This is a genomic window from Haemophilus haemolyticus (assembly GCF_003352385.1).
GTDB classification, from domain to species: domain Bacteria; phylum Pseudomonadota; class Gammaproteobacteria; order Enterobacterales; family Pasteurellaceae; genus Haemophilus; species Haemophilus haemolyticus_I.
In genome coordinates this window covers 334,869-360,242 of sequence record NZ_CP031243.1, presented here as the reverse complement: position 1 = coordinate 360,242, position 25,374 = coordinate 334,869, and the positions used below count along the sequence as shown (strand labels likewise).

General features: G+C 39.7%; 15 protein-coding genes and 1 pseudogene. 9 read left to right on the top strand and 7 right to left on the bottom strand.

The window, feature by feature from the left end; all coding sequences use genetic code 11:
- Nucleotides 1–19 precede the first annotated feature (19 nt).
- Nucleotides 20–898, bottom strand: coding sequence for an HTH-type transcriptional activator IlvY (gene ilvY / locus DV428_RS01770; RefSeq protein WP_114908483.1), 879 nt, complete (start codon nucleotides 896–898; stop codon nucleotides 20–22).
- 683 nt (nucleotides 899–1,581) lie between these two features.
- Here ilvY and ilvC point away from each other — a divergent pair.
- Entirely contained in the window at nucleotides 1,582–3,060 is a 1,479-nt protein-coding gene (ilvC, locus tag DV428_RS01755) for a ketol-acid reductoisomerase (RefSeq protein WP_114908480.1), read from the top strand.
- 63 nt (nucleotides 3,061–3,123) lie between these two features.
- On the opposite strand, the gene DV428_RS01750 is transcribed toward ilvC, so the two are convergent.
- Nucleotides 3,124–4,776, bottom strand: coding sequence for a phospho-sugar mutase (locus DV428_RS01750; RefSeq protein ID WP_114908479.1), 1,653 nt, complete (start codon nucleotides 4,774–4,776; stop codon nucleotides 3,124–3,126).
- A gap of 235 nt (nucleotides 4,777–5,011) precedes the next feature.
- Between DV428_RS01750 and dnaE the strand changes: the two genes are divergently transcribed.
- Nucleotides 5,012–8,491 carry a DNA polymerase III subunit alpha gene (gene dnaE / locus DV428_RS01745; RefSeq protein WP_114908478.1) on the top strand — a complete coding sequence of 1,160 codons (3,480 nt, stop codon included), beginning with the start codon at nucleotides 5,012–5,014 and terminating at the stop codon, nucleotides 8,489–8,491.
- A 38-nt stretch (nucleotides 8,492–8,529) separates the two neighbouring features.
- Here dnaE and ilvA read toward each other — a convergent pair whose 3' ends face one another.
- The 5 genes from ilvA to ilvG all read right to left on the bottom strand — a co-directional run bounded on the left by ilvA (nucleotide 8,530) and on the right by ilvG (nucleotide 14,990).
- Nucleotides 8,530–10,071 carry a threonine ammonia-lyase, biosynthetic gene (ilvA, locus tag DV428_RS01740; protein WP_114908477.1) on the bottom strand — a complete coding sequence of 514 codons (1,542 nt, stop codon included), beginning with the start codon at nucleotides 10,069–10,071 and terminating at the stop codon, nucleotides 8,530–8,532.
- An 82-nt stretch (nucleotides 10,072–10,153) separates the two neighbouring features.
- Complete coding sequence (gene ilvD / locus DV428_RS01735; RefSeq protein ID WP_114908476.1) at nucleotides 10,154–11,992, bottom strand: dihydroxy-acid dehydratase; 1,839 nt, start codon at nucleotides 11,990–11,992, stop codon at nucleotides 10,154–10,156.
- Nucleotides 11,993–12,011: 19 nt separating this feature from the next.
- Nucleotides 12,012–13,115 (bottom strand): putative phage abortive infection protein, encoded by a 1,104-nt coding sequence (locus DV428_RS01730; RefSeq protein WP_114908475.1) that lies wholly within the window; start codon nucleotides 13,113–13,115, stop codon nucleotides 12,012–12,014.
- Entirely contained in the window at nucleotides 13,108–13,332 is a 225-nt protein-coding gene (gene ilvM / locus DV428_RS01725; RefSeq protein ID WP_114908474.1) for an acetolactate synthase 2 small subunit, read from the bottom strand. Before ilvM ends, DV428_RS01730 begins: the two co-directional genes overlap by 8 nt.
- The gene (gene ilvG, locus DV428_RS01720) at nucleotides 13,332–14,990 is read right to left on the bottom strand and encodes an acetolactate synthase 2 catalytic subunit (RefSeq protein ID WP_114908473.1); all 1,659 of its coding nucleotides are present in this window, start codon (nucleotides 14,988–14,990) and stop codon (nucleotides 13,332–13,334) included. Before ilvG ends, ilvM begins: the two co-directional genes overlap by 1 nt.
- 244 nt (nucleotides 14,991–15,234) lie before the next feature.
- On the opposite strand from ilvG, the gene DV428_RS01715 reads away from it, so the two are divergent.
- From DV428_RS01715 to rbsA, 7 genes and pseudogenes are all read left to right on the top strand, one after another.
- Entirely contained in the window at nucleotides 15,235–16,761 is a 1,527-nt protein-coding gene (locus tag DV428_RS01715; protein ID WP_114908472.1) for a sodium-dependent transporter, read from the top strand.
- A gap of 1 nt (nucleotide 16,762) precedes the next feature.
- Nucleotides 16,763–16,858 carry a methionine/alanine import family NSS transporter small subunit gene (locus tag DV428_RS01710; RefSeq protein ID WP_114908471.1) on the top strand — a complete coding sequence of 32 codons (96 nt, stop codon included), beginning with the start codon at nucleotides 16,763–16,765 and terminating at the stop codon, nucleotides 16,856–16,858.
- 57 nt (nucleotides 16,859–16,915) lie between these two features.
- Nucleotides 16,916–18,045: pseudogene (locus DV428_RS01705) on the top strand (cytochrome-c peroxidase).
- An 80-nt stretch (nucleotides 18,046–18,125) separates the two neighbouring features.
- The gene (locus DV428_RS01700) at nucleotides 18,126–19,562 is read left to right on the top strand and encodes a DNA recombination protein RmuC (RefSeq protein WP_114908470.1); all 1,437 of its coding nucleotides are present in this window, start codon (nucleotides 18,126–18,128) and stop codon (nucleotides 19,560–19,562) included.
- 255 nt (nucleotides 19,563–19,817) lie between these two features.
- Nucleotides 19,818–23,267 carry a YadA-like family protein gene (locus tag DV428_RS01695; protein ID WP_114908469.1) on the top strand — a complete coding sequence of 1,150 codons (3,450 nt, stop codon included), beginning with the start codon at nucleotides 19,818–19,820 and terminating at the stop codon, nucleotides 23,265–23,267.
- 181 nt (nucleotides 23,268–23,448) lie between these two features.
- Nucleotides 23,449–23,868 (top strand): D-ribose pyranase, encoded by a 420-nt coding sequence (rbsD, locus tag DV428_RS01690; RefSeq protein WP_114908468.1) that lies wholly within the window; start codon nucleotides 23,449–23,451, stop codon nucleotides 23,866–23,868.
- A gap of 13 nt (nucleotides 23,869–23,881) precedes the next feature.
- Nucleotides 23,882–25,363 (top strand): ribose ABC transporter ATP-binding protein RbsA, encoded by a 1,482-nt coding sequence (rbsA, locus tag DV428_RS01685; protein ID WP_114908467.1) that lies wholly within the window; start codon nucleotides 23,882–23,884, stop codon nucleotides 25,361–25,363.
- Nucleotides 25,364–25,374: the final 11 nt, after the last annotated feature.

The following is a 25,374-nucleotide window of genomic DNA, read 5'->3' as shown; positions in this document are numbered from 1 at the left end:
TTCTAAACAGCCAATCATTCTATTCTAACATCGCCCAAAATGCACGGATTAAGGGTTGTTCGAGATTCCTTTTTTGGGTACAAATAACCAATTCAAAAGGCTCAATAGGCTTATCAAGATTAAGTCTGGAAATTTGGTTATTCATTGGGCTATTGTCAATGACCACATCAGGCAACATCGCTAATCCGAACCCCAATCCTACCATCGGAACAATCCCTTCATGCCCTGCAACGGTAGCATAAATTTTCGGATGTTTAATATGTTTCTCCCGTAGCCATTGCTCAATCCGCTGCCGAGCATGCCCTTCAACAGGGAAAATAAAAGGCATTTGCTGCCAATTAATAGTTTTTTCTTGCAGTAATTGTGTTGCCAAACAAGCCACACGCGGTGCAATTAAAGATAAGCTAATATCATCAATTTTATGAAATGCCACACTGGATGGCAGATTATTCGGCTTACCCGCAATAGCGAGGTCAACTTGTTGGGTTTGAATCAACTCTAATGCAAGCGCTGGATCACCCGTCGTCAGCTGAATTTCTACTTTAGGATAACGCTGGCGAAATTGTTTAAGTACGTGCGGAAGATGGCTATAAGATGCAGTTACAGAGCAAAAAAGTTTAATTTCACCGCAAAGTTCATCTGATTCATCCTTGAGCTGTTGTTTAAATTGTTGCCAGTTTTGCCATTCTGTTTTAGCAAATTGCAAAAATTTCTCGCCATATTCAGTAAGTTTGACTTGCCGATTATCACGAATAAAAAGTGTTTTCCCTAGCTCGTCTTCCAACCGTTGAATTTGACGGGAAAGGGTGGAAGGGGACATGTGGTTTTGGGTGGCAGTTTTAGCAAAGTTTTTTGTGTCACTAAGGTGGATGAATATTTGTAGATCGTTAAATTCCATAATTTCTTCTTTTATTTTATTTAATATCGTATTTCGCCGATGGCGACCTACTTTTTCTTTGCTCGTGCAAAGCAAAAGTAGGCAAAAAGAAAACACGCCCTGCTTTGCCTTATTTCCTGAGAAATTGAAAACTTGCTTAACAGAAATTTTCTGAACTCGCTACGCTCAAACAGACGAAAATTTCCTACAAGTTTCCAATTTCTCAGGCGGCAAAGAAGGGAACTAATTTGTTCTTTCTTCAATTTAAAGTGCGGGTAAAATTTAGCGTATTTAAAAAAATACCAGAAAACTAACCGCACTTTTTAATAACGCTCTGATATATTCTGAGCCCCATATAAATCGCCTTTGCGACTTTCAATTTTCAGGCAATTTGCGTCTGTTTGAGCATAGCGAGTTCAGCAAATTGTCGTTAAGAAAATTGAAACAAAGCAAAGAGCTGCGATTTAATTGGGGCGTGTTTTCTTTGCCTACTTTCTTTTACACGAGTAAAAGAAAGTAGGTCGCTCATCGAGCGAAATACGATGCAATCCACAAAAAATAAAATAATTGCATAAATCGCAACATTACATTCCCATAATATCACTTTACGCAACAACAAAAAATCCTATAATCAAACCACGACAAAAAAATATGCAAACACAACATCATACAATTATTCACCTTACACAATTAAGGACAACAAAATGGCTAACTATTTCAACACTTTAAATTTACGTCAAAAATTAGACCAATTAGGTCGTTGTCGTTTTATGGATCGCGAAGAATTTGCAGATGAAGCAAACTTCTTAAAAGGCAAAAAAATCGTTATCGTGGGCTGTGGTGCACAAGGTTTAAACCAAGGTTTGAATATGCGTGATTCTGGCTTAGATATTAGCTATGCCTTACGCCCTGAAGCAATTGCAGAAAAACGTGCGTCATTCCAACGTGCAACTGAAAATGGTTTTAAAGTGGGTACTTATGAAGAATTAATTCCAACTGCAGATTTAGTCGTAAACTTAACACCAGACAAACAACACTCTAAAGTGGTTGCTGATGTGATGCCTTTAATGAAAAAAGACTCTGCATTTGGTTATTCACACGGATTCAACATTGTTGAAGTTGGCGAAGAAATTCGTAAAGACATTACTGTTGTGATGGTTGCACCAAAATGTCCAGGTACTGAAGTACGTGAAGAATACAAACGTGGTTTCGGCGTGCCAACATTAATCGCAGTCCACCCTGAAAATGACCCGAAAGGCGAAGGCATGGCGATCGCAAAAGCATGGGCTGCTGCAACTGGCGGTCATAAAGCAGGTGTTTTAGAATCTTCATTCGTGGCAGAAGTAAAATCTGACTTAATGGGTGAGCAAACTATCCTTTGCGGTATGTTACAAGCAGGTTCTATCGTATGTTATGACAAATTAGTGGCAGACGGTAAAGATCCAGCATACGCAGGTAAATTAATTCAATACGGTTGGGAAACGATTACCGAAGCGTTAAAACAAGGTGGTATCACATTAATGATGGATCGCCTATCAAACAGCGCAAAATTACGTGCATTTGAACTAGCTGAACAAATCAAAGAAAGCCTTGGTTTCTTATATTACAAACACATGGATGACATCATCAGCGGTCACTTCTCTGCAACAATGATGGCAGACTGGGCAAATGGTGATAAAGACTTATTCGCATGGCGTGAAGCAACAGGTAAAACAGCCTTTGAAAATGCGCCAAAATATGATGGCAAAATTAGCGAACAAGAATACTTTGATAACGGCGTATTAATGATCGCAATGGTCAAAGCTGGCGTAGAATTAGCTTTTGAAGCGATGGTAGCAAGTGGTATTTATGAAGAATCAGCTTACTACGAATCACTTCACGAATTACCATTAATTGCGAACACCATCGCACGTAAACGCTTATACGAAATGAACGTGGTAATTTCTGATACCGCAGAATATGGTAACTACTTATTCTCTAACGTAGCAACCCCAATTCTTGCAAAAGAAATTATCCCTAACCTTCAAAAAGGCGACTTAGGCGAACCTACTCCAGCAGTGGAAATCGACAACATCACCTTACGCGATGTAAACGATACAATTCGTAACCACCCTGTTGAATTAATCGGTCAAGAATTACGTGGTTATATGACGGATATGAAACGTATCGCAGTTGCAGGTTAGTACTGAATTAAACCAAATAACAATCCGCACGTAAAAAGTGCGGATTGTTATTTTTAGAAGCAATTAGCAATCTTGTTTGCCATAAGCATCTTGGCGAAGAATGTGACGAACACCTTCATCAAATTCTGCTAATACGCGATCGGCATCTTTTGGATCTTTACCGCGCGCATCTAAGTAGAATTTAATTTTTGGCTCAGTACCTGAAGGACGAGCAATTAAGCGTCCGCCATTTTCCAAGTTAAATACAAGGATATCGCTTTGACGATCTGTTTTAGTATGGTCGATAAATTGTGCCACTTTCACGCCAGCGATTTCTGCTGGTGGATTATTACGAAGTGCGGTCATTAATTTTCCGATTTCTGAAAGATCGCTGACTCGAATAGAGATTTGTCCACTCACATAAGCACCAAATTCTTTGGTAAATTCATCAGCATAATCCGCTAAAGTTTTGCCTTGTTTTTTCAAGTTACGCACAAGATCTAAGAACACGATTGCTGCAGAAATACCGTCTTTATCGCGTACTTTGTCTGGGTCAACTAAATAGCCCAATGCTTCTTCAAAACCAAACAATAAGTCAGATACTTTACCGATATATTTGAAACCGGTTAAGGTTTCTTCTGATTGGAAACCATATTTTTTCGCAATTTCAGCGAGCGCAGGAGAAGATACAAGTGAGCAAGCCAATGTACCTTGTTTACCTTGATATTGTTTTGCTAAGTACCAACCTAAGAAACAGCCTACTACGTTGCCGTGTAGTGATTTCCAGTTGCCTTGCGCATCAGGCACAGCAACGGCTAAACGGTCTGCATCTGGGTCATTAGCAATGATAAATTCAGCATTCTTTTCTTTTGCCACTTTAATCGCTAAATCCAACGCGCCTTTTTCTTCTGGATTTGGGAAATTCACAGTTGGGAATGTGCCATCTGGCCAAACTTGATCTGCAACTACGTGAGGTTGTGGTAAGCCTGCTTTTGCTAGCGTTTTACTTAAAACTTCATAGCCAACACCGTGCATAGCGGTATAAACATAGTTAATGTCGCAAGCGGGTTCTTTAGCTAGTGATGCTGTTTTTGCAATGTAAGCATCTACAACTTCATCATTTAACACTACATAATTATCGCTACGTGGTAAATCTTGGATATTGCCTGCCGCAACTTTATCAATTAATGCTGCGATGTCTTTATCTGCAGGTGAAACGATTTGACCGCCGCCATTTGCTTTGCCCAAATATACTTTATAGCCGTTATCTTCCGGTGGGTTATGGCTTGCTGTTACCATTACACCAGCTGTGGTATCAAAATATTGGATAGCATAAGCTAAAACTGGAGTCGGTAATTTGCGTGGTAATAAATAAGCTTTTACGCCTGCACCCGCCATAATTTCAGCCGTGTCACGGGCAAAAACATCAGAGTTTTTACGGCCGTCGTAACCAATTACGATAGATGGTTCTTTATCGTAATCTTTTAAATATTCCGCTAAACCGCCAGCAGCTTGAGAAACTAAAACTCGGTTCATCCCCATTGAGCCAGCTTGTAAACGGCCACGTAAACCTGCCGTACCAAATTGTAAACGACCATCAAAACGCGCATGTAATTCTGCTTCTGCCGCTTTATCTCCGCCTTTTGCCGCATCTAAAAGTGCGGTTAATTCTGCACGAGTTTCTGCGTCAGGATCTTGGTTTAACCAATTTTGCGCTATATGAAAAAGAGTTGTCATAGGATCATCCTTATTCTCTTGAAATAAATAAATCGCTGCTAGACTAGCCGAAATCACCCAAAATGGGAACGGATAATTATCAAAATTTTGATCTACTTAACATTTTTTGTTCACGCAATCGGTTATCCGAGCGAATTAGGAAAGCCGTTCGTTGCATAGGCATTTATTTGAAAAATTCGCTATAATACCGCTTTAATATTTACGGCAAAATTTAACCGCACTTTAAGGATTTTCAATGTCATCCCAGCCTCGTTTCGTCCATCTTCGCACGCACACTGATTTCTCGATGATCGACAGTATTGTCAAAGTGAAACCTTTAGTGAAAGCTTGTGCTGCCAATGAAATGATTGCTATGGGATTAACAGATTTTACTAATTTTTGTGGTGTGGTGCGTTTTTATGGCGAAATGCTTTCTTCGGGGATGAAGCCAATTATCGGGGCAGATGTAAAGGTCAAAAGCGCATTGTGTGGCAATGAATACTTTGATCTTACTTTGCTGGCTAAAAATAACGAAGGCTATAAAAACATTACATTATTACTCTCAAAAGCCTATCAGCAGGGTTACGATGACTATCCTTATATCGATCAAAATTGGTTAATTGAACATCGCGAGGGAGTGATTATTTTATCGGGAGGGACGCAAGGCGATATAGGTAAAAAATTGTTGAAAGAAAACGTAGCCGAAATTGAAAGTGCGGTCGCTTTTTACCAAGAATTTTTTGCTGATCATTTTTATCTTGCACTTACGCGTACTGGCAGACTTGATGAAGAACGTTATATCCAAGCCGCATTAAAATTAGCTAAAAGTCATGGATTGCCTTTGGTGGCGACGAACGATGTGATGTTTTTGAAATCTGATGATTTTGAGGCTCATGAAATTCGTGTTGCTATTCGTGATGGCTATACATTAGATGATCCTAAACGTCCAAAACGTTATACCCCACAACAATATTTCCGCAGCGAAGAGGAAATGTGCAAGTTATTCGCTGACATTCCTTCCGCTCTCGAAAATACCTTATTAATTGCGCAGCGTTGTAGTGTGACTTTGCGCCTTGGTCAATATTTCTTGCCTCAATTCCCGACGGGAGATTTAAGTACAGAAGATTTCTTGGTGCAAAAAGCCAAAGAAGGTTTGGAAGAACGTTTAGCTTTTTTATTCCCTGATGAAAAAGTGCGGTTAGAAAAACGACCAAAATATGATGAACGTTTGCAAGTTGAGCTAGATGTGATTAACCAAATGGGATTCCCAGGTTATTTCTTGATCGTAATGGAGTTTATTCAGTGGTCGAAAGATAACGATATTCCTGTTGGACCGGGTCGTGGTTCTGGCGCGGGTTCATTAGTGGCTTATGCATTAAAAATCACTGATTTAGATCCGCTAGAATTTGATTTGCTTTTTGAGCGTTTCTTAAATCCAGAACGTGTGTCTATGCCCGATTTCGACGTGGATTTCTGTATGGATGGTCGAGACCGAGTGATTGAGCACGTTGCTGAAACCTACGGCCGTGGCGCTGTATCACAAATTATCACCTTTGGAACCATGGCGGCGAAAGCTGTTATTCGAGATGTGGGGCGAGTGCTGGGGCATCCTTATGGTTTCGTTGATCGTATTTCGAAATTAATTCCGCCCGATCCTGGTATGACGCTTGCGAAAGCATTTGAGGCTGAGCCACAATTACAGACCGCCTACGACAGCGATGAAGAAGTGCAAGCATTGATTGATATGGCGCGCAAGCTGGAAGGTGTGACGCGTAATGCAGGTAAACATGCTGGTGGCGTGGTCATTTCACCAACCTTAATTACTGATTTTGCACCGCTCTATTGTGATAATGAAGGCTTACATCCGGTTACTCACTTTGATAAAAATGATGTGGAATATGCTGGGCTTGTGAAATTTGACTTCTTAGGCTTGCGCACTCTCACCATCATTAAATGGGCATTGGATATGATTAATGCTCGTATGGTGCGTGAAGGCAAGCCTCGAGTAGATATTGCCGCCATTCCACTTGATGATCCTGAATCTTTTGAATTACTTAAACGTTCCGAAACTACAGCCGTGTTCCAGCTGGAATCGCGCGGAATGAAGGATTTGATTAAGCGCCTGCAACCGGACTGTTTTGAAGATATCATCGCGTTGGTGGCATTGTTCCGTCCTGGCCCGCTACAATCAGGCATGGTGGATAACTTTATCGACCGTAAACATGGGCGAGAAGAAGTGTCTTACCCAGATGCAGAATATCAACATGAAAGCTTGAAACCTATTCTTGAGCCGACTTACGGTATTATTTTGTATCAAGAACAAGTGATGCAAATTGCGCAGGTGTTGGCTGGCTATACCTTGGGTGGGGCTGACTTATTGCGTCGAGCGATGGGTAAAAAGAAACCAGAAGAAATGGCAAAACAGCGTTCTGTATTTAAAGAAGGTGCGGAGAAAAACGGCGTTGATGGCGATCTATCTATGAAGATTTTCGACTTGGTAGAAAAATTTGCTGGCTATGGTTTTAATAAATCTCACTCTGCCGCTTATGCTTTGGTGTCTTACCAAACCCTTTGGCTCAAAACCCATTTCCCTGCAGAATTTATGGCTGCAGTGATGACATCTGAAATGGATAATACGGATAAAATCGTAGGGTTGTACGACGAATGTTTACGCATGGGCTTAAAAGTAACGCCACCAGATATTAATATCGGCAAACACCATTTTAGCGTCAATGAACAAGGTGAAATTGTGTATGGTATTGGCGCGATTAAAGGTGTTGGAGAAGGCCCGATTGACGCACTTGTGACGGCAAGAAATGAAGGGGGGATTTTCAAAGATTTATTCGATTTATGCGCTCGTGTAGATTTGAAAAAAATTAACCGCCGCACCTTTGAAAGCCTAATTATGTCAGGTGCCTTTGATAAATTAGGGCCACATCGCGCAGCACTTTCTAAGAATTTAGAAGATGCGCTTAGAGCTTCCGATCAGCATGCGAAAGATGAAGCAATGGGTCAAACGGATATGTTCGGTGTGCTGACTGAAACCCATGAAGAAGTGGAAAATGCCTATGCCAATACACCGCCTTATACCGAAAAACAAATCCTTGATGGTGAACGAGAAACCTTGGGGCTTTATTTAAGTAGCCATCCAGTTAGCCGTTATTTGAAAGAACTTTCTCATTACACTTCAACTCGCTTAAAAGATCTTGCACCAAATCGCCGTGGACAAATTAGCACAGTGGCTGGGTTAGTCGTGGCATCGAGAATTGCGATGACGAAAAAAGGCAATCGGCTAGGTATTGCAACATTAGATGACCGTTCAGGTCGCTTAGATTTAACATTATTTGGTGAAAGCCTAGAACAATTTGGTGAGAAATTGCAAAAAGATACGGTGATTGTTGCTTCTGGGCAGGTGAGCTTTGATGATTTCTCTGGTGGCTTAAAAATGACGGTGCGAGAATTAATGACCTTAGATGAGGCTCGTTCCCGTTATGTCAAATCCTTAGCTATTAGTCTTTCTGAGCATCAAATTACACCAAGTTTCATTAAACAACTTAAAGCATTACTTGAGCCGGTAAGTGGTGGAACGTTGCCGATTAATGTGTATTATCAAAGTCCGAAAGGTCGTGCGTTGTTACGTTTGGGCGTGCAATGGTCGATCATTCCAACAGATGAAATTCTGACGGAATTGGTCAATTTACTTGGCGAAAGTGCGGTGGAATTAGAGTTTGAATAATACAAAGGCGTGAAAAATATCACGCCTTTTTTATAAGATTAACGTAAGAAATAACGATAAGATTTGCTTTCTGTTACATCTTCAAAAACATAATTGAGTTGAGCAAGGGCCTGTTCAAATTCTGCTTGTTCGCGTTCTTCAATTTGGAAACCAGCAAGGATATTTCCATAGTCTGCGCCGTGGGCACGATAGTGGAATAATGAAATATTCCAACGATTTTGTAATGTTTCCAAGAATTTTAATAACGCACCTTTTTGCTCTGGGAATTCGAACGTATATAAGCGTTCATTATCATTTGATGCGCGACCACCCATTAAATAGCGAACATGCGTTTTCGCAATATCATCATCAGACATATCCTCAACATCAAAACCATTTTTAGTGAGGTCTGCAATAATATCTGCTTTTTCTTGCTCATTTGTTGTTCTTACCCCAACAAACACACAAGCACGTTTATCATCTGCATAACGATAACTGAATTCGGTTACTGCTCGGTTACCTAATACATAAGCAAATTTTAAGAAACTACCGGGTTGTTCAGGCATGGTCACGGCTAATAAAGCTTCTCGATTTTCACCAATTTCACAACGTTCAGATACATAACGTAATGTGTGGAAATTCAAGTTCGCGCCAGACAAAATTGCCGCCATATTTTTGCCTTCAATATGGTTTTGTTTTGCATATTTTTTTAAACCGGCTAAACCTAACGCACCTGATGGTTCTGCAACAGCACGAACGTTCTCAAACAAATCTTTCATTGCTGCGCACACTTCATCACTATCGACCAATACCATATCGTCAAGATATTGCTGACATAGACGGAATGTTTCGTCACCAATGCGTTTTACGGCAACGCCATCTGCAAATAATCCAACATGGGTCAAATCTGTTGGTTCGCCTTTGTCGAGAGCGGCTTTTAAGCATGCAGAATCCTTTGATTCTACGCCGATGATTTTAATTTCTGGCATAAATTGCTTAAGCAAAATTGCTACACCTGCAGCTAAGCCACCACCACCGACTTGTACAAACACATAATCCAAATCCGCCACTTGTTGTAACATTTCCATCGCTAACGTGCCTTGTCCTGCGATCACTAATGGATGATCGAATGGCGGAATAAATGTCATATTTTTTTCTTTTGAAAGCTCAATCGCTTTTGCTTTGGCTTCATCAAAATTAGCACCGTGCAACAACACCTCACAACCAAAACCACGCACTGCATCCACTTTAATGCTTGGGGTATTTTGTGGCATGACGATCAATGCTTTTAAGCCTAATTGTTTCGCTGATAATGCCACGCCTTGCGCATGGTTACCCGCAGATGCGGCTATTACGCCTGCTGCTTTTTGTTCTGCTGAAAGGCTAGAAATCATTGCGTAAGCGCCACGTAGTTTAAAGCTATTTACTGGCTGACGGTCTTCTCGTTTAATCCAGATATTATTGTGCAGTCGTTCAGAAAGTTTTCCCATTTTTTGTAAAGGGGTCACTTGTGCAGCTTCATATACGCGCGAACCAAGTTTAACAATGGCATTGATATAATCTGATTGAGAAGGTTGAGGATTGGTGAGTAGGTTTTTCATAGTGTTTGTTTTTATGATGAAGTGCGGTTAGTTTTTCCTTTGTTTTATCCCCCCTCTTATGAAGGAGGGGGGAACCGTTAAATTATTTTAACAATGTTTTATCGCGTACCGCACCTTTGTCCGCTGAGGTGGCAAAGTGACCGAATACTTTTAATGCGAAAGATACTTCACGTTCACGGTGAGCTGGCTGCCAACCTTTTTGATCTTGTTCGGCTCTGCGTGTTGCGAGTTCTTCATTACTGATTTCTAAGTTAATTGCACGGTTTGGAATATCAATGTTGATAATATCGCCATCGCGTACTAAGCCGATTGCACCGCCAGAAGCAGCTTCTGGTGATGCATGTCCAATAGACAAGCCTGATGTACCACCAGAGAAACGGCCGTCCGTTAATAAAGCACATTTTTTGCCCAAGCCCATCGATTTTAAGTAACTGGTTGGGTATAACATTTCTTGCATACCTGGTCCACCTTTAGGGCCTTCGTAACGGATAACAACGACATGACCTTCTTTGACTTTGCCACCTAAAATGCCTGCAACCGCATCTTCTTGGCTTTCAAATACGATTGCCGTGCCGGTGAATTTCCAGATAGATTCATCTACGCCCGCGGTTTTAACGATACATCCGTCTTCCGCGAGATTACCGAATAATACGGCTAAACCACCTTCTTGAGAGATCGCATTTTCTTTATTGCGAATACAACCGTTTACACGATCATTATCGACGGTATCCCAGCGACAATCTTGTGAGAATGCTTGAGTTGTGCGGATGCCTGCAGGGCCTGCACGGAAGAATTTATGTAATTCTTCATCTTGATTGCGAATAATATCGTATTGGTCTAGTTGTTCTCCCATGCTCATTCCAAGCACGGTGAGTGTATTTTTATGAATTAATCCAGCACGATCTAATTCACCCAACAATCCCATAATGCCGCCTGCACGGTGTACGTCTTCCATATGGTATTTATTGGTGTTTGGCGCAATTTTGCTTAAACAAGGGACTTTGCGCGATAAACGGTCAATATCTTCCATTTTAAAATCTACGCCTGCTTCTTGGGCAGCCGCTAACAAGTGTAAAACTGTATTACTTGACCCCCCCATTGCGATATCGAGGCTCATTGCATTTTCAAAGGCATCAAAAGTACCGATTGAACGAGGCAATACGCTTGCATCATCTTGTTCGTAATAGCGTTTGCACAGCTCAACAATTTGACGACCTGCTTTTAAGAATAATTCTTTTCGGTCTGCGTGAGTGGCTAACATGGAACCATTGCCAGGTAAAGATAAACCTAAGGCTTCGGTAAGGCAATTCATAGAGTTTGCGGTAAACATACCAGAGCAAGAACCACAAGTTGGGCAAGCGCTACGCTCAATCGCATCAATACGCTCATCGCTTACATTTGGATCGGCTGCCTCAATCATCGCATCCACTAAATCTAAGCGGATTAATTGATCCGAAAGTTTAGTTTTACCCGCTTCCATTGGACCGCCTGAGACAAAAATTGTCGGAATGTTTAAGCGCATTGCCGCCATTAACATTCCTGGGGTGATTTTGTCACAGTTGGAAATACACACCATCGCATCAGCACAGTGTGCATTGACCATATATTCTACGCTGTCTGCGATTAAATCACGGCTTGGTAAAGAATAAAGCATCCCGCCGTGACCCATTGCGATACCATCATCCACCGCAATGGTGTTAAATTCTTTTGCTACGCCGCCCGCTTTTTCAATTTCTGCAGCAACAAGCTGTCCCATATCTTTTAAATGCACATGCCCTGGCACAAATTGGGTGAAAGAGTTCACCACCGCAATAATCGGTTTACCAAAGTCATTTTCTTTCATTCCTGTCGCACGCCATAAGGCACGTGCGCCTGCCATATTACGGCCTTGTGTACTGGTCGCTGAACGTAGTTTTGGCATAAATAATCTCTCCAAGTTTTTAAGAATATGTATTTTTTATTTTTGATACATATAAGTCATATACTATTGCAGTATCACGGTATTCCAAACTATTAGCAAATGCTTCAGGTTTAAAATTTGCAATTAAGTGCATAAAGATAAAATCGTAATTATATATGTTTATATCTTCATTCTCTTGTTCAAACTTAAAACTTATACCTTTTTCTCTTGCTTCAACAAATTCATAGAATTTTTCTGTTGTGTAGCTATAAGTATAATCTTTTTTTATAATTTCAAAGTTTGAATAAAGATTATTAGATTTTTCAAAAATATATCCATCTTTTTTTCTAAGAATGTAGTCAAGAATTATTCTATAATTCATATTGGATGACTCATCAAATAAATCGCTAGATAAAAGATATCTATTTTTTAGCATTTTTATTTCTAGAGATTTCAAATCGATATGTTCAAAAATATTATATTTGTTAATATAATATATGTAATTATTATATGATGAATCTTTATATAATAAATGAAATCCTAAAATAACAAGAAACTTCCTGGAAAGATAGCTTCTTAATATATTTACATAGACTTTCTTCTCATTTATTTCAAAATGAGTTTCATCTGTAAATTTTAATATTCTATATAAGTTTATAAACAACATGTTTATATCAGAGTATTTATCATTTTCTTCTACACTATTTCTTATGTTATAGAAAATTTTTGAATTATTTATTGCTATAAGATCATATATATTATTTATATCCAATTCTTTTAATGAAGACAATTTCTCGTTAAATTGAGAAAGCATCATAAAAAACGTTCTCTCAAAACTCTCTTTTGCCCATCTTTGATCTTGTTCTTTCTTCTCTTGATTTAAATCATTAATTTGTTTTTGATAACGCCCTTCCTGTTTTTTTTCTCTTTTTCTATTCGCTCTCATTTCTGCAATAAGTGCTAAAAAAGCCATTCCAGAAAAAATACCACCAATATAACTTCCAAAATGATCCCATTTATCACTTTCATTTGCTAGCACACCATGGAATTTCCAAAAGTAAACACTCAGGGATATAAGACCAATGATAAGAAGTAACCACCAAAGATTTTTTTCAATAAAGAATTCTTTATTTTCCTTATTCATTATTTATTTCCATCACATCCGGCAGTTTCGCCAATTGATTAACCAACAAATCAAAAGTGCGGTCAGATTTTACAGTGATTTTTAACCGCACTTGGGTTTCAATTAGTGTCATTTCCATTGTAGTAACGGTAAATCCGCGGTGGCGTGCTACGCGTAAAATGCGTTCCAATACTTCAGGACGATGGCGAGCGACGAGTTCAAGTTTATATTCATTCATTAGTTCATCTCCTCTACCATATCCGCGTTACATGCACCCGGTGGCACAAGTGGCCATACACATTCATCAGGTGGAATACATACTTGTAATAAATAGGCTGTTTTGCTGTTTAATAATCGGTTGAGTGCGGCATCCACATCATCGGCTGACTCAATACGTTCTGCAGGAATACCGAATGCGTTAGCAAGCATCACAAAATCTGGGTTGTCATCTAAAATGGTTTCACTGCGACGTTTATTCCAGAATAAATCCTGCCATTGACGAACCATACCTAAACGTTGGTTATCCAATAGCAAAATTTTTACCGGTAAATTGCCACGTTTGATTGAGCCTAATTCTTGGATATTCATCATTAACGAACCATCACCCGTAACCAAAATGACTTCATCTTGCGGGCGTGCTTTTTTTGCCCCCACAGCAGCAGGTAAGCCAAAGCCCATTGTGCCGAAACCTGCCGATGTAATGTAGTTCTCTGGAGCAAAATGCTTCATGTGTTGCGCTGACCACATTTGATGCTGCCCCACATCGGTACAAATTACCGCATTATTTGGTTTGCGATTAGATAGGGTGTTGAGTAATGCCCAAGGATCAATCGGGCGATTGCCTTGATTTTCAACATAAGTGAAATCTAATTTTGCTTTGAAATTTCTGATTTGTTCACGCCAAGGTTCAATATCAAGCTCTTGTTTGAGAGCATTAAGTGCTTGGATTAAATCCCCTTGTAATGCAACATCTGCACGACGTAATTTATGAATTTCCGCTGCATCAATATCACAATGAATCACTTTAGCATGAGGTGCAAAAGTATCGAGTTTACCAGTTACACGATCGTCAAAACGCGCACCGCATACAAGTAATAAATCGCTTTCTTGCACGGCAAGATTAGCAGCTTTTGTGCCATGCATACCAATCATTCCCATATACACATCATCATTTGGATCAATTGCACCTAAACCTTTTAGAGTTGAGACTGATGGAATTTGGATCTGGGCTAAAAATTCGCGTAAGGCAGGCACAGCCTTCGCCATACCAACGCCACCACCAACATAAAGCACAGGTTTTTTAGCATTTTTTAATAATTCTTTTGCTTCAGCGAGTTTATCTACTGAAAGTGCGGTCGGTTTTTCGAGAGTTTTAACGTAGGCTTTTATATTTGCAGGGACTTCACCAACTTGAATATCACGAGGCACATCAATAAGAACGGGGCCTGGGCGTCCGCTTTGAGCAATTTCAAAGGCTTGCGCAAAAACATCAGCTAATTCATCCGCACTTTGCACGATAAAACTGTGTTTTGTACAAGCAAGGGAAAGACCAAGAACATCGGCTTCTTGGAACGCATCCGTACCGATTAATTGAGAGGAAACTTGACCAGTAATGGCTACAACTGGAATGGAGTCCATCATGGCATCGCCTAATCCAGTGACTAAATTCGTTGCGCCAGGGCCTGATGTTGCGATACAGACGCCCACTTTTCCTGTGGAACGAGCATAACCGATCGCTGCGATGGCAGCCCCTTGTTCATTACGACAAAGTAAGTGATCTAAGCCTGCATCATAAAGAGCATCGTAGGTTGGCATTATTGCGCCACCTGGATAGCCGAAAAGAGTCGTGACATGGTGTGCTTTCAGGCACTCCATGATGAGTTGTGCACCTGTCATTGTGTTTGCGTCCTGTTGTTTTTATTTTGGGATAAGTTCAGCATTGTAGCGAAATTTCGAGTCATTGGTAGGGCTTGGCGCGAAAAAAACGAAAAAAGTGCGGTGAAAATTGGCTTGCTTTGAATGTTTATGTTCTTTTTATTAAAAAATTCGTTAATTTTTACCGCTCTTTTTGCTTATTTATTGACTGATGATTAGATTTCATTATATTGAAACTCTTTTCATTTTTTACATAGGATAATTTATGGCTCACTCAGCCTCAAAAGCACAAAAGCGTGAGACTTTTTCTGGTCGTCGTGCATTTATTCTGGCAGCAATTGGTTCTGCCGTTGGTCTTGGTAATATTTGGCGTTTTCCTTATACCACTTATGAAAATGGTGGTGGCGCATTTATCATCCCTTACCTTATTGCATTATTAACCGCAGGGATTCCTCTTTTATTCTTAGATTATGCCATTGGTCACCGTCATCGTGGTGGCGCGCCACTTTCTTATCGTCGTTTTAGCCCTCACTTTGAGGTGTTTGGCTGGTGGCAAATGATGGTAAATGTCATCATCGGATTATACTACGCGGTAGTATTAGGCTGGGCGGCAAGCTACACATATTTTTCTTTCACTGGTGCTTGGGGCGATAAACCTATTGATTTCTTCATCGGCGAATTTTTGAAAATGGGCGATATTAAAAACGGTATCAGCTTTGAATTTGTTGGTATGGTAACCGCACCATTAATTGCGATGTGGATTGTTGCCTTAGGCGTACTTTCTATGGGCGTCCAAAAAGGAATTGCTAAGGTCTCCTCCGTATTAATGCCAGTACTCGTTGTGATGTTTATGGCACTTGTGATTTATTCCTTATTCTTACCTGGTGCGGCAAAAGGTTTAGATGCATTATTTACACCAGATTGGTCGAAACTTTCTAATCCAAGTGTATGGATTGCCGCTTATGGACAAATCTTCTTCTCTCTTTCTATTGGATTTGGGATTATGGTAACTTACGCCTCTTATCTCAAAAAACAATCCGATTTAACGGGAAGTGGTTTAGTTGTAGGTTTTGCGAACAGTAGCTTTGAAGTGTTAGCGGGTATCGGCGTATTTGCAGCATTAGGTTTTATTGCAACAGCGCAAGGTCAAGAAGTTAGCGAAGTAGCAAAAGGCGGAATCGGTTTAGCATTTTTTGCGTTCCCAACCATCATCAACAAAGCACCATTTGGCGAAGTGCTAGGCGTGTTGTTCTTCGGTTCATTAACCTTTGCCGCATTAACTTCATTCATCTCAGTAATTGAAGTTATTATCTCTGCAATTCAAGATAAAATTCGTATTAGCCGCGGGAAAGTAACATTCATCGTGGGTGTACCAATGATGCTAGTTTCTGTAATCTTATTCGGCACAACAACAGGCTTACCAATGTTAGATGTATTCGATAAATTCGTGAACTATTTCGGTATCGTTGCCGTAGCATTCGCTTCTTTAATTGCGATTGTGGCAAATGAAAAACTCGGTTTATTGGGTAATCACTTAAATGAAACTTCATCTTTCAAAGTGGGTTTCTTCTGGCGTTTATGTATTGTATTAACGAGTGGTGTTTTAGCATTCATGCTTTTCAGCGAAGGCGCAAAAGTCTTCTCTGAAGGTTACGAAGGTTATCCAAACTGGTTTGTAAATACTTTTGGTTGGGGAATGTCTATTAGCTTACTTGTCGTGGCATTCTTCCTTTCTCGCTTAAAATGGAAAAGCGAAACCAAATTAACGATTGATGAAACTAAAGGAGAATAAAATGACTACTGGCGCAATTATTATGATGATCGTGTCTCTCGCGTTAGTGTGGGGCGGATTAATTTATGCCCTGATTCGATTACCAAAAGAAGAATAATCATAAATCTGACCGCACTTCTCAGGTGCGGTTATTTTTTACGCTCATGGAATGAAAATGAAAAAATATTTCTTGTCATTATTTGCCTTACCTATTTTTTGTTTTGCTCAAGAAGAACCTATAAATCCGGCATTGCTTGGATTGGGTCAGGCTTTCTTTTTTGATAAATCACTTTCTCACAATAAAACACAGAGTTGCTCTACTTGCCATATGCCCGCAGCGGCTTTTGCGGATTTACGCAAAAACGATATCAATAAAATGGTTTCACAAGGTGATGATCCGACAAAGTTTGGTAATCGCAACACACCAACAGCCATTTATGCAAAATATTCCCCTGATTTTCATTTCGATGAAAAAATTAAGGATTATGTTGGCGGTCAATTTTGGGATGGTCGAGCAAAACATTTAGCTGAGCAGGCGGGGGACCTCCACTCAATCCTGTTGAAATGGGCATGAAAGACAAAGCCAGCGTGGTGAAACGTATTGCCGAAAATCAGGCGGTGAAAGATTACATTACCAAGCATTGGGGCGCAGAAATTTGGCAAGATGATGAGAAAATTTACGCCATTATGGAACAAGCGCTTGCTGCATTTCAGCAATTAGATTTGTTTGCTCAATTCAGTTCTAAATATGACCGCACTTTGGCAGGGCAAGATAAATTTACTGAGCAAGAGGCATTAGGCAAGGCGTTATTTTTTGATAAAGAAAAAACAACTTGTAGTAATTGTCATCAGCTGAATGAAAAAGATCATCGTGAAGAAACTTTTACAAATTATCGTTATTTCAATCTCGGCGTGCCGAAAAATGAGGCGTTGATTGCTCATAATAAATTAAGCGAAGATTGGGTGGATAATGGATTGTTAGATAATCCAATGGTGGAAGGTGATATCGCTCAAAAAGGCAAATTTAAAGTACCGACATTGCGTAATGTAGCAGTTACCGCACCTTATATGCATAACGGCGTATTTAAAGAGCTGCGTACCGTATTATTATTTTTAGATAGCCACAATAATCCTGAGCGTAAGATAAATCCCGAAACGGGCAAACCTTGGTCGGCAGCAGAATATGCTCCAACGATAAGCCATAGTGATCTTAAAGGTAAACCGCTTACTGATACAGAAATTGATGCGTTGGAAGCGTTTTTGAAAACGCTGACTGATGCCGCCTATGATAAGGGCGGTGAGTAAGATAATTTCACCGCACTTGAGGCTAAAATTTAACTCACATTTCTATGTTATAATTTACGGCATCATGTTAAGGGGGATATATGTCAGAGAATTTGTGGCTTTTTAGCTTGTTAGCAATCGTTGTTCTATTGATTTTATTGCTTATTCTACGCCAGCAAAAATATACACATCTTCATCAAGAATTATCAAAAACGACTCAAGATTATAATCAACTTGCCAGTAAATTTGATGAGCTAAGCGGTATTAAAAACCAGTTTGAACAACAAACAATTAAAGTACAGACTGAAAATCAAGGGCTGCAATATCGTTTAACTGAACGTGATGAACAAATACATCATCTCACACAAGAACGACAAAATTTGACCGAAAAATTGACCGCACTTTCTCAAGAGTTAACAGGATTAAAAACAACTTTAGCAGAGAAAGAAAAACATTTTTCAGAGCAACAACAAAACTTTGAACAATCTAAGCAGCAGTTGGGTGTGGAATTTCAAAATCTAGCCAATCGGATTTTGGATGAAAAAAGTCGATCATTTAGTCAATCAAATCAAACTGCCTTGGAAACGTTGCTCAAGCCTTTCCGTGAGCAAATTGAAGGTTTCCAAAAACGTGTCAATGAAATTCACTCCGAATCCGTGAAAGGTAATGCAGGATTGGAAGCTGAAATTAAAAAAGTGTTGGAAATTGGTCTGAATATGTCGCAAGAGGCGAGTAATTTAACTTCTGCGCTGAAAGGCGAAAAGAAAACGTTAGGCAACTGGGGCGAAGTGCAATTAGAACGAGCGTTGCAACTGGCAGGGCTTGAAGAAAATGTACATTACCGTGCTCAAGCGCATTTTAAAGATGAACAAGGTGGACGCAATTACCCTGATTTTGTGTTGAATTTACCCGATGATAAACACTTAATTATCGACAGCAAAATGTCGCTCGTGGCTTACGAAAGTGCGGTAAATTCTGAGGATGATTTTGAACGTGAGCGTTTACTCAAAGAACATGTTTCTGCATTAAAAAACCATATTAACGATCTGCATAAAAAAGATTACAGTAATCTGATTGGCATGCGTAGCCCGAATTTTGTTCTTATGTTTATTGCGGTGGAACCCGCATATATTGAGGCTTTAAAATCTGATCCTGCTTTATTTAATTACGGTTATGAACGTAATGTAATTATGGTTTCTCACACTACGCTAATGCCGATTTTACGCACCGTGGCAAACCTGTGGCGCATCGAACGCGGTAATGCAGAGGCAAAAGAAATCGCTGAAAAAGCGGGTGAAATTTATAACCAAATTTGCTTGGTCGCAGAACGTTTAAGTAAGCTTGGCAATACGCTTTCCACTGTCAGCAACCAATACAACAGCACGGTAATAGCACTTGTTGGCCAACAAGGTTTAGTTGGCAAAGTAGAACGATTTAAAACCCTTTCTGCAAAAGCCAATAAAACTATGCCCGATGTGGAGCTGTTAAATAATCAGGTGGATTTGGCGAGGTTAGAAGCATTGAACGTATCTAAATAAATCTATTATTTCTCAAAAATTGCTCCCCCTCGGGGAGCGAAACGTGCTAGGATTCGAATCTTTTCACAAAATAGTAAATGGAATTTTGCTGTAATAACTTGTATCTAAGGATATATCAAATGAATACACTCCGACAAACAAACAAACAAACAAACAAACAAACAAACAAACAAACAAACAAGTCTAGCTAAATCCATCCAAAAATTACCGCACTTTTATACAAAATTTTCTTTTGCTGCCCTCTCTGTGTTTTCGATGTTAAATGCGCCAGTGTTTGCTGCTGATGTAAATCCATTAATAGGTGGATATGATCCGAAAATCTCTCAAACTATTAACGCAAGAGATCCTGCTTTTGGTTTAGATAAATGGCAGGAATATCAACAACAGGTAACGTTGAGCGCAACAAAAGCTACAGAACGTGATGCTGCTAGAGCAAAAATGACTGCTCTAGTAGGCAGAGGAATTTATTCAGGTCCAGAGATGGATGCTGCTAGAGCTGAATGGACAGAGCGTTTCAACGAGGCAAAAGAAGCTCAGGATAAAGCACAAGCCATCAAAGATAAATGGAAGTCGATTTTAGGCACTGACGATAACGTCACAACATTTATTAATAATATGACTATTGTCGCAAATGGTTCAGCAGACGAAAGTGAGAAACAAGCGGCACAAGCCCAAATTGACGCTTTGTTCCCAATGCCGAATTATATTGGCACTGCCCACAATCTCGGCAAAACTGATAGCAAATTACATCAAATCAAAAGCGTGGCTGCAGGTAAAGAGGATACCGATGCAGTAAATGTGGCGCAGTTAAAGCAAGCAGAAACCCACTATTTCAGCATTAATGCAGATGAAAAAGGGGAGGACTCAAATTATGATAATCGTGGTGCGATTTATGAGAGTAAGAATCACCTACAAAATTCTAAAAATGCAATGGCAATTGGTGTAAAAGCTAAAGCGACATCGCAAAGTTCAATTGCCATCGGTACAGAAAGTCTAGCTGGAACAGAATGTTACGATGGTAATTGCGGGGGAAGTGATGTATCTTCGATTGCGATTGGTTACGGCGCAAAATCGTTAAATAATGGCACGATAAGTATAGGTGACAAAGCAATTGCGGAGCAAACGGGCGGTATTTCAATTGGTAGATCTTCGTTTGCATCTGAGCAAGCTGTGGCTATAGGTCAAAATGCCCAAGTAAAAACATTCTCTTCTAGTGCAATTGCTATTGGTGATCACGCACTTGTTGAAGGTAGTTCCCCAGAATCCGTTGCTTTAGGTTATAACACCAGAGTAACAAAAGATAGAGCGTTAGCTTTAGGCTATCAAGCAAATGCAAATCTTTCTGAGGGGGTAGCGTTAGGCTCTCGATCAAAAACAGAGATTGATAAAGATCAATTTGGTTATCATCCTGCGGGTAAAAATATAGAAGCTATTAGAGGCACCATAACCAAAGAGCAATATGATGATGTTCTAGCAAAGCTAAAAACTGAAGGTGATGAACTACTAAATAATGAAAGATTACTTAAAGAAAAAGAAGATAGATTAGCGGATTCCACAGTTACATCAGAAGAAAGAACGACATTAACAAATGAAATCAATACATTAAAGGAAAAGATTACAAAGAATAAAGAGAATATCGAGGAGCGTAAGAATAAGATAAAAGATATTACCACATGGCAAAGTACTGCAGCAGGTGTATCTGTTGGTAATTCAGAATTAGGTATCACTCGTCAAATTAATAATCTTGCAGCGGGTACTAAAGACACCGATGCGGTTAATGTCGCGCAATTAAAAGAGGTCGTATCTAAAATTGGAACTGGGAGTAGCCAAACAAAATATGTGTCTATTAATTCCACAGAAACTGGGGATGGATCTAATTTCAATAATGATGGCGCGAAAAGTGTTAATTCCGTCGCGATAGGTCCTAAGGCTTATATTGATGCAAAAAGCGTCCATTCTGTTGCGATTGGTCAAAATGCAAGAGTTGAAAGTTCGCAAAATACACCAACAACAAATCATGGCGAAAATGTTTTATCTGGGGAGCGTAGTGTTGCTATTGGTGAAAATGCATTAACAACTATATCTTGGGCTACAGCTGTTGGTGCAGATGCGCAAGCTAAAGGTTGGGGGAGTGGTGCGTTTGGACGTGGAGCGCAAGCGTTTGGATTTAATTCAACTGCTTTAGGGAATAATGCAAAAGCAAATACATCGGTCAATAGTGAGGGTAATTATAATGCTTATGCTATCGCCGTTGGGGTGGAAAGTAATGCCAATGGTACTTATGCGATTTCCGTTGGTGGAAATTCTTCCTCGTCAGGTAATGGCTCCATTGCTTTAGGCTCTTTGGCACATTCATCAGCAGATAGATCAATAGGGCTTGGTTATTTTGCAAAAGCAACGTTGAATGATGGTGTGGCTTTAGGCTCTCGATCAAAAACAGATATTGAGAAAGGTCAATTTGGTTATCATCCTGAGGGAAAAAATATAGAAGCAATTAGAGGCTCTATGACTAAAAGCGAGTATGAGCAGGTTCTAATAGATCTAAAAGCTGAAGGTGATGAACTACTAAATAATGAAAGATTACTTAAAGAAAAAGAAGATAAATTATTAGATCCAACAGTTGCATCAGCAGATAAAACCACATTAACAAGTGAAATCAATACATTAAAGGGAAATATTGAACAAAATAAAGAGAAGATAAATAATCATCTGAATAAGATAAAAAATATTATCCCATGGCAAAGTACCGCAGCAGGTATATCTGTTGGTAATTCAGAATTAGGCATCAGTCGCCAAATTAATAATCTTGCAGCGGGTACTGAAGACACCGATGCAGTTAATGTAGCGCAATTAAAAGCTTTGGCAAATGCACCTGTTTCTTTTTATAGTAAAGGTTCTGATACGGCATTGGGGAATGCTATCTCACTTCCATTAAACAATTTGAATATTAATTTCACTGATGGCTTGAAAGCAGAAATAAAAACAATTGAAAATAAAAAGGTTCTCTTTGTAGGTTTAGACAAAACCTCTCTCCAAAATGATCCTGCTTTTAAAGGAGAAAAAGGGGAAAAAGGAGATACTGGCTTAGCTAGGAAAGATGGCAAAGACGGCAAGAATGGCCAAGATGGGCAATCCGCTGAAATTGTTATGGACAACCAAGACAGCAATCTTGAGATTATTCATCAAACCCAAGGTGGAAAAAAACAGGTAAAAATTAGCCTGAATAAAGACATCAAAAATTTAAACAGCGTTTCCTCCAAAGAATTTAAATCTGGCGAGACGGTAATGAATGAAAAAGGCGTAACTATTGGCAGTGGCGATAGCCAAGTTTCGCTAACCGAGAAAGGGCTAAATAATGGTGGAAACCGAATTGTTAATGTAGCTTCGGGGGTTAATCCGATGGATGCGGTAAACAAAGCCCAGCTTGATCAGGCAGAACGGAATATCCAACGCCGCATTGATAAAGTGGGTAAAAAAGCAGAAGCTGGCACAGCAAGTGCAATTGCTCAAGGCTCAATTCCACAAGTTTCAGCCCCTGGTAAAATGGGCATAGGTATCGGAAGTGGTTTCTACGGTGATCAATCCTCAATTTCCCTTGGCGCATCAAGAATGACTGATAATGGAAAATGGATTTTTAAAGGCTCGTTTTCCAGCAACACGCAAGGTAAAGTCGGCGTAGGCGCTGGTGCAATGTATCAATGGTAGTGAAATATGAACGCCCTGTTGTTTAACAGGGCGTTTTCAATGCATTGATCATTATCAGGTACAGAACACAAATATTTTGTGATCAAGTTCTCAAATCTGATATTTCTTTGTTGTTTTTCTATTTTTGTTATCTATATTTGCTCTATCGAAACGTTTCGATAACAAGAAAAGGAGCTTTTAGATGAAAAAAACAGCTTTATTGAATGCGCAACTTTCGCATTGCATTGCTACGCTTGGTCATACGGAAAATTTGACGATTTGCGATGCGGGACTTCCAATTCCGTTAAGTGTGGAACGTATCGATCTCGCATTAACTGCGGGTGTACCAAGTTTTTTACAAACGTTTAATGTAGTAACGAATGAAATGTATGTTGAACGCGTTGTTATTGCAGAAGAAATTAAAGAAAAAAATCCAGAAATATTGACCGCACTTTTAACACAACTTCAACAACTTGAAAGCCATCAGGGTAATCAAATACAAGTGGAATTTGTATCACACGAAACTTTTAAAAAATTCACCCTCGAAAGTAAAGCTATTGTTCGTACTGGCGAATGTTCACCTTATGCCAATGTGATTTTATATTCTGGCGTGCCATTTTAATCAGGGTGAAATTATGGAAACTTTACTCAAAATTAGTGGTGTTGATAAGTCATTTCCGGGTGTGAAAGCCTTGAATAATGCCTGTTTATCTGTTTACGCTGGACGGGTAATGGCATTGATGGGGGAAAATGGGGCGGGTAAATCAACGTTGATGAAAGTACTTACTGGTATTTATTCCAAAGATGCAGGCACAATTGAGTATCTTAATCGATCAGTTAATTTCAATGGACCTAAAGCCTCACAGGAAGCTGGCATTAGTATTATTCACCAAGAACTTAATTTAGTTGGCAATCTCACCATTGCGGAAAATATTTTTCTTGGTCGTGAATTTAAAACCCCTTGGGGAGCGATTAACTGGCAGAAAATGCACCAAGAAGCAGACAAGCTGCTTGCGCGTTTGGGGGTAACTCACAGCAGTAAACAGCTTTGCGCTGAACTTTCTATTGGTGAGCAACAAATGGTGGAGATAGCCAAAGCCTTAAGTTTTGAATCCAAAGTTATCATTATGGATGAACCAACCGATGCACTCACAGATACGGAAACTGAAGCTCTATTCAATGTGATTCGTGAACTCAAAGCAGAAAATCGTGGCATTGTTTATATCTCTCATCGTTTAAAAGAAATTTTCAAAATTTGTGATGATGTGACGGTTTTACGCGATGGTCAATTTATCGGTGAACGCATTGTGGTAGAGATTACAGAAGATGATTTAATTGAAATGATGGTTGGTCGTCGTCTTGATGAACAATATCCGCATTTATCACAAGAAAAAGGCGAATGTGTATTGGATGTGAAACATGTGAGCGGAAGCGGCATTGATGATGTTTCCTTCAAATTGCATGCCGGTGAAATTGTTGGTGTATCTGGCTTAATGGGCGCGGGTAGAACGGAACTCGGCAAGCTACTTTACGGTGCGTTGCCAAAAACGGCGGGAAAAGTGCGGTTAAAAAATCAGGATATTGAGAATCACACTCCTCAAGATGGTTTAGATAATGGCATCGTGTATATATCCGAAGATCGTAAAGGTGATGGCTTGGTTTTAGGAATGTCAGTAAAAGAAAATATGTCGCTCACATCGCTCGATCATTTTTCACAAAAAGGCAGTATTCGTCATCAAGCGGAAAAAATGGCAGTAGATGACTTTATTCTGATGTTTAACATTAAAACACCTAATCGTGATCAACAAGTAGGTTTGCTATCTGGTGGAAATCAACAAAAAGTGGCAATTGCTCGTGGATTAATGACTCGCCCAAATGTGTTGATTTTAGATGAACCAACTCGTGGCGTAGATGTTGGCGCGAAGAAAGAAATTTATCAGTTGATTAACGAATTTAAGAAAGAGGGCTTGAGCATTTTAATGATCTCATCTGATATGCCAGAAGTGCTTGGTATGAGCGATCGAGTGTTGGTAATGCGTGAAGGTAAAATTAGTGCAGAATTTTCTCGTGAAGAGGCAACACAAGAAAAGTTATTAGCAGCAGCTATTGGTAAATAAGAGTAGGTAAG

Coding starts and splice junctions, on each gene's coding strand:
- DV428_RS01730 (WP_114908475.1), bottom strand. CDS start 13,115: ATGAATAAGGAAAATAAAGAATTCTTTATTGAAAAAAATCTTTGGTGG.
- rbsA (WP_114908467.1), top strand. CDS start 23,882: ATGGAAACTTTACTCAAAATTAGTGGTGTTGATAAGTCATTTCCGGGT.
- DV428_RS01710 (WP_114908471.1), top strand. CDS start 16,763: ATGACTACTGGCGCAATTATTATGATGATCGTGTCTCTCGCGTTAGTG.
- DV428_RS01700 (WP_114908470.1), top strand. CDS start 18,126: ATGTCAGAGAATTTGTGGCTTTTTAGCTTGTTAGCAATCGTTGTTCTA.
- DV428_RS01695 (WP_114908469.1), top strand. CDS start 19,818: ATGTTAAATGCGCCAGTGTTTGCTGCTGATGTAAATCCATTAATAGGT.
- ilvM (WP_114908474.1), bottom strand. CDS start 13,332: ATGAATGAATATAAACTTGAACTCGTCGCTCGCCATCGTCCTGAAGTA.
- DV428_RS01715 (WP_114908472.1), top strand. CDS start 15,235: ATGGCTCACTCAGCCTCAAAAGCACAAAAGCGTGAGACTTTTTCTGGT.
- ilvC (WP_114908480.1), top strand. CDS start 1,582: ATGGCTAACTATTTCAACACTTTAAATTTACGTCAAAAATTAGACCAA.
- ilvA (WP_114908477.1), bottom strand. CDS start 10,071: ATGAAAAACCTACTCACCAATCCTCAACCTTCTCAATCAGATTATATC.
- ilvD (WP_114908476.1), bottom strand. CDS start 11,992: ATGCCAAAACTACGTTCAGCGACCAGTACACAAGGCCGTAATATGGCA.
- dnaE (WP_114908478.1), top strand. CDS start 5,012: ATGTCATCCCAGCCTCGTTTCGTCCATCTTCGCACGCACACTGATTTC.
- ilvG (WP_114908473.1), bottom strand. CDS start 14,990: ATGACAGGTGCACAACTCATCATGGAGTGCCTGAAAGCACACCATGTC.
- DV428_RS01750 (WP_114908479.1), bottom strand. CDS start 4,776: ATGACAACTCTTTTTCATATAGCGCAAAATTGGTTAAACCAAGATCCT.
- ilvY (WP_114908483.1), bottom strand. CDS start 898: ATGGAATTTAACGATCTACAAATATTCATCCACCTTAGTGACACAAAA.
- rbsD (WP_114908468.1), top strand. CDS start 23,449: ATGAAAAAAACAGCTTTATTGAATGCGCAACTTTCGCATTGCATTGCT.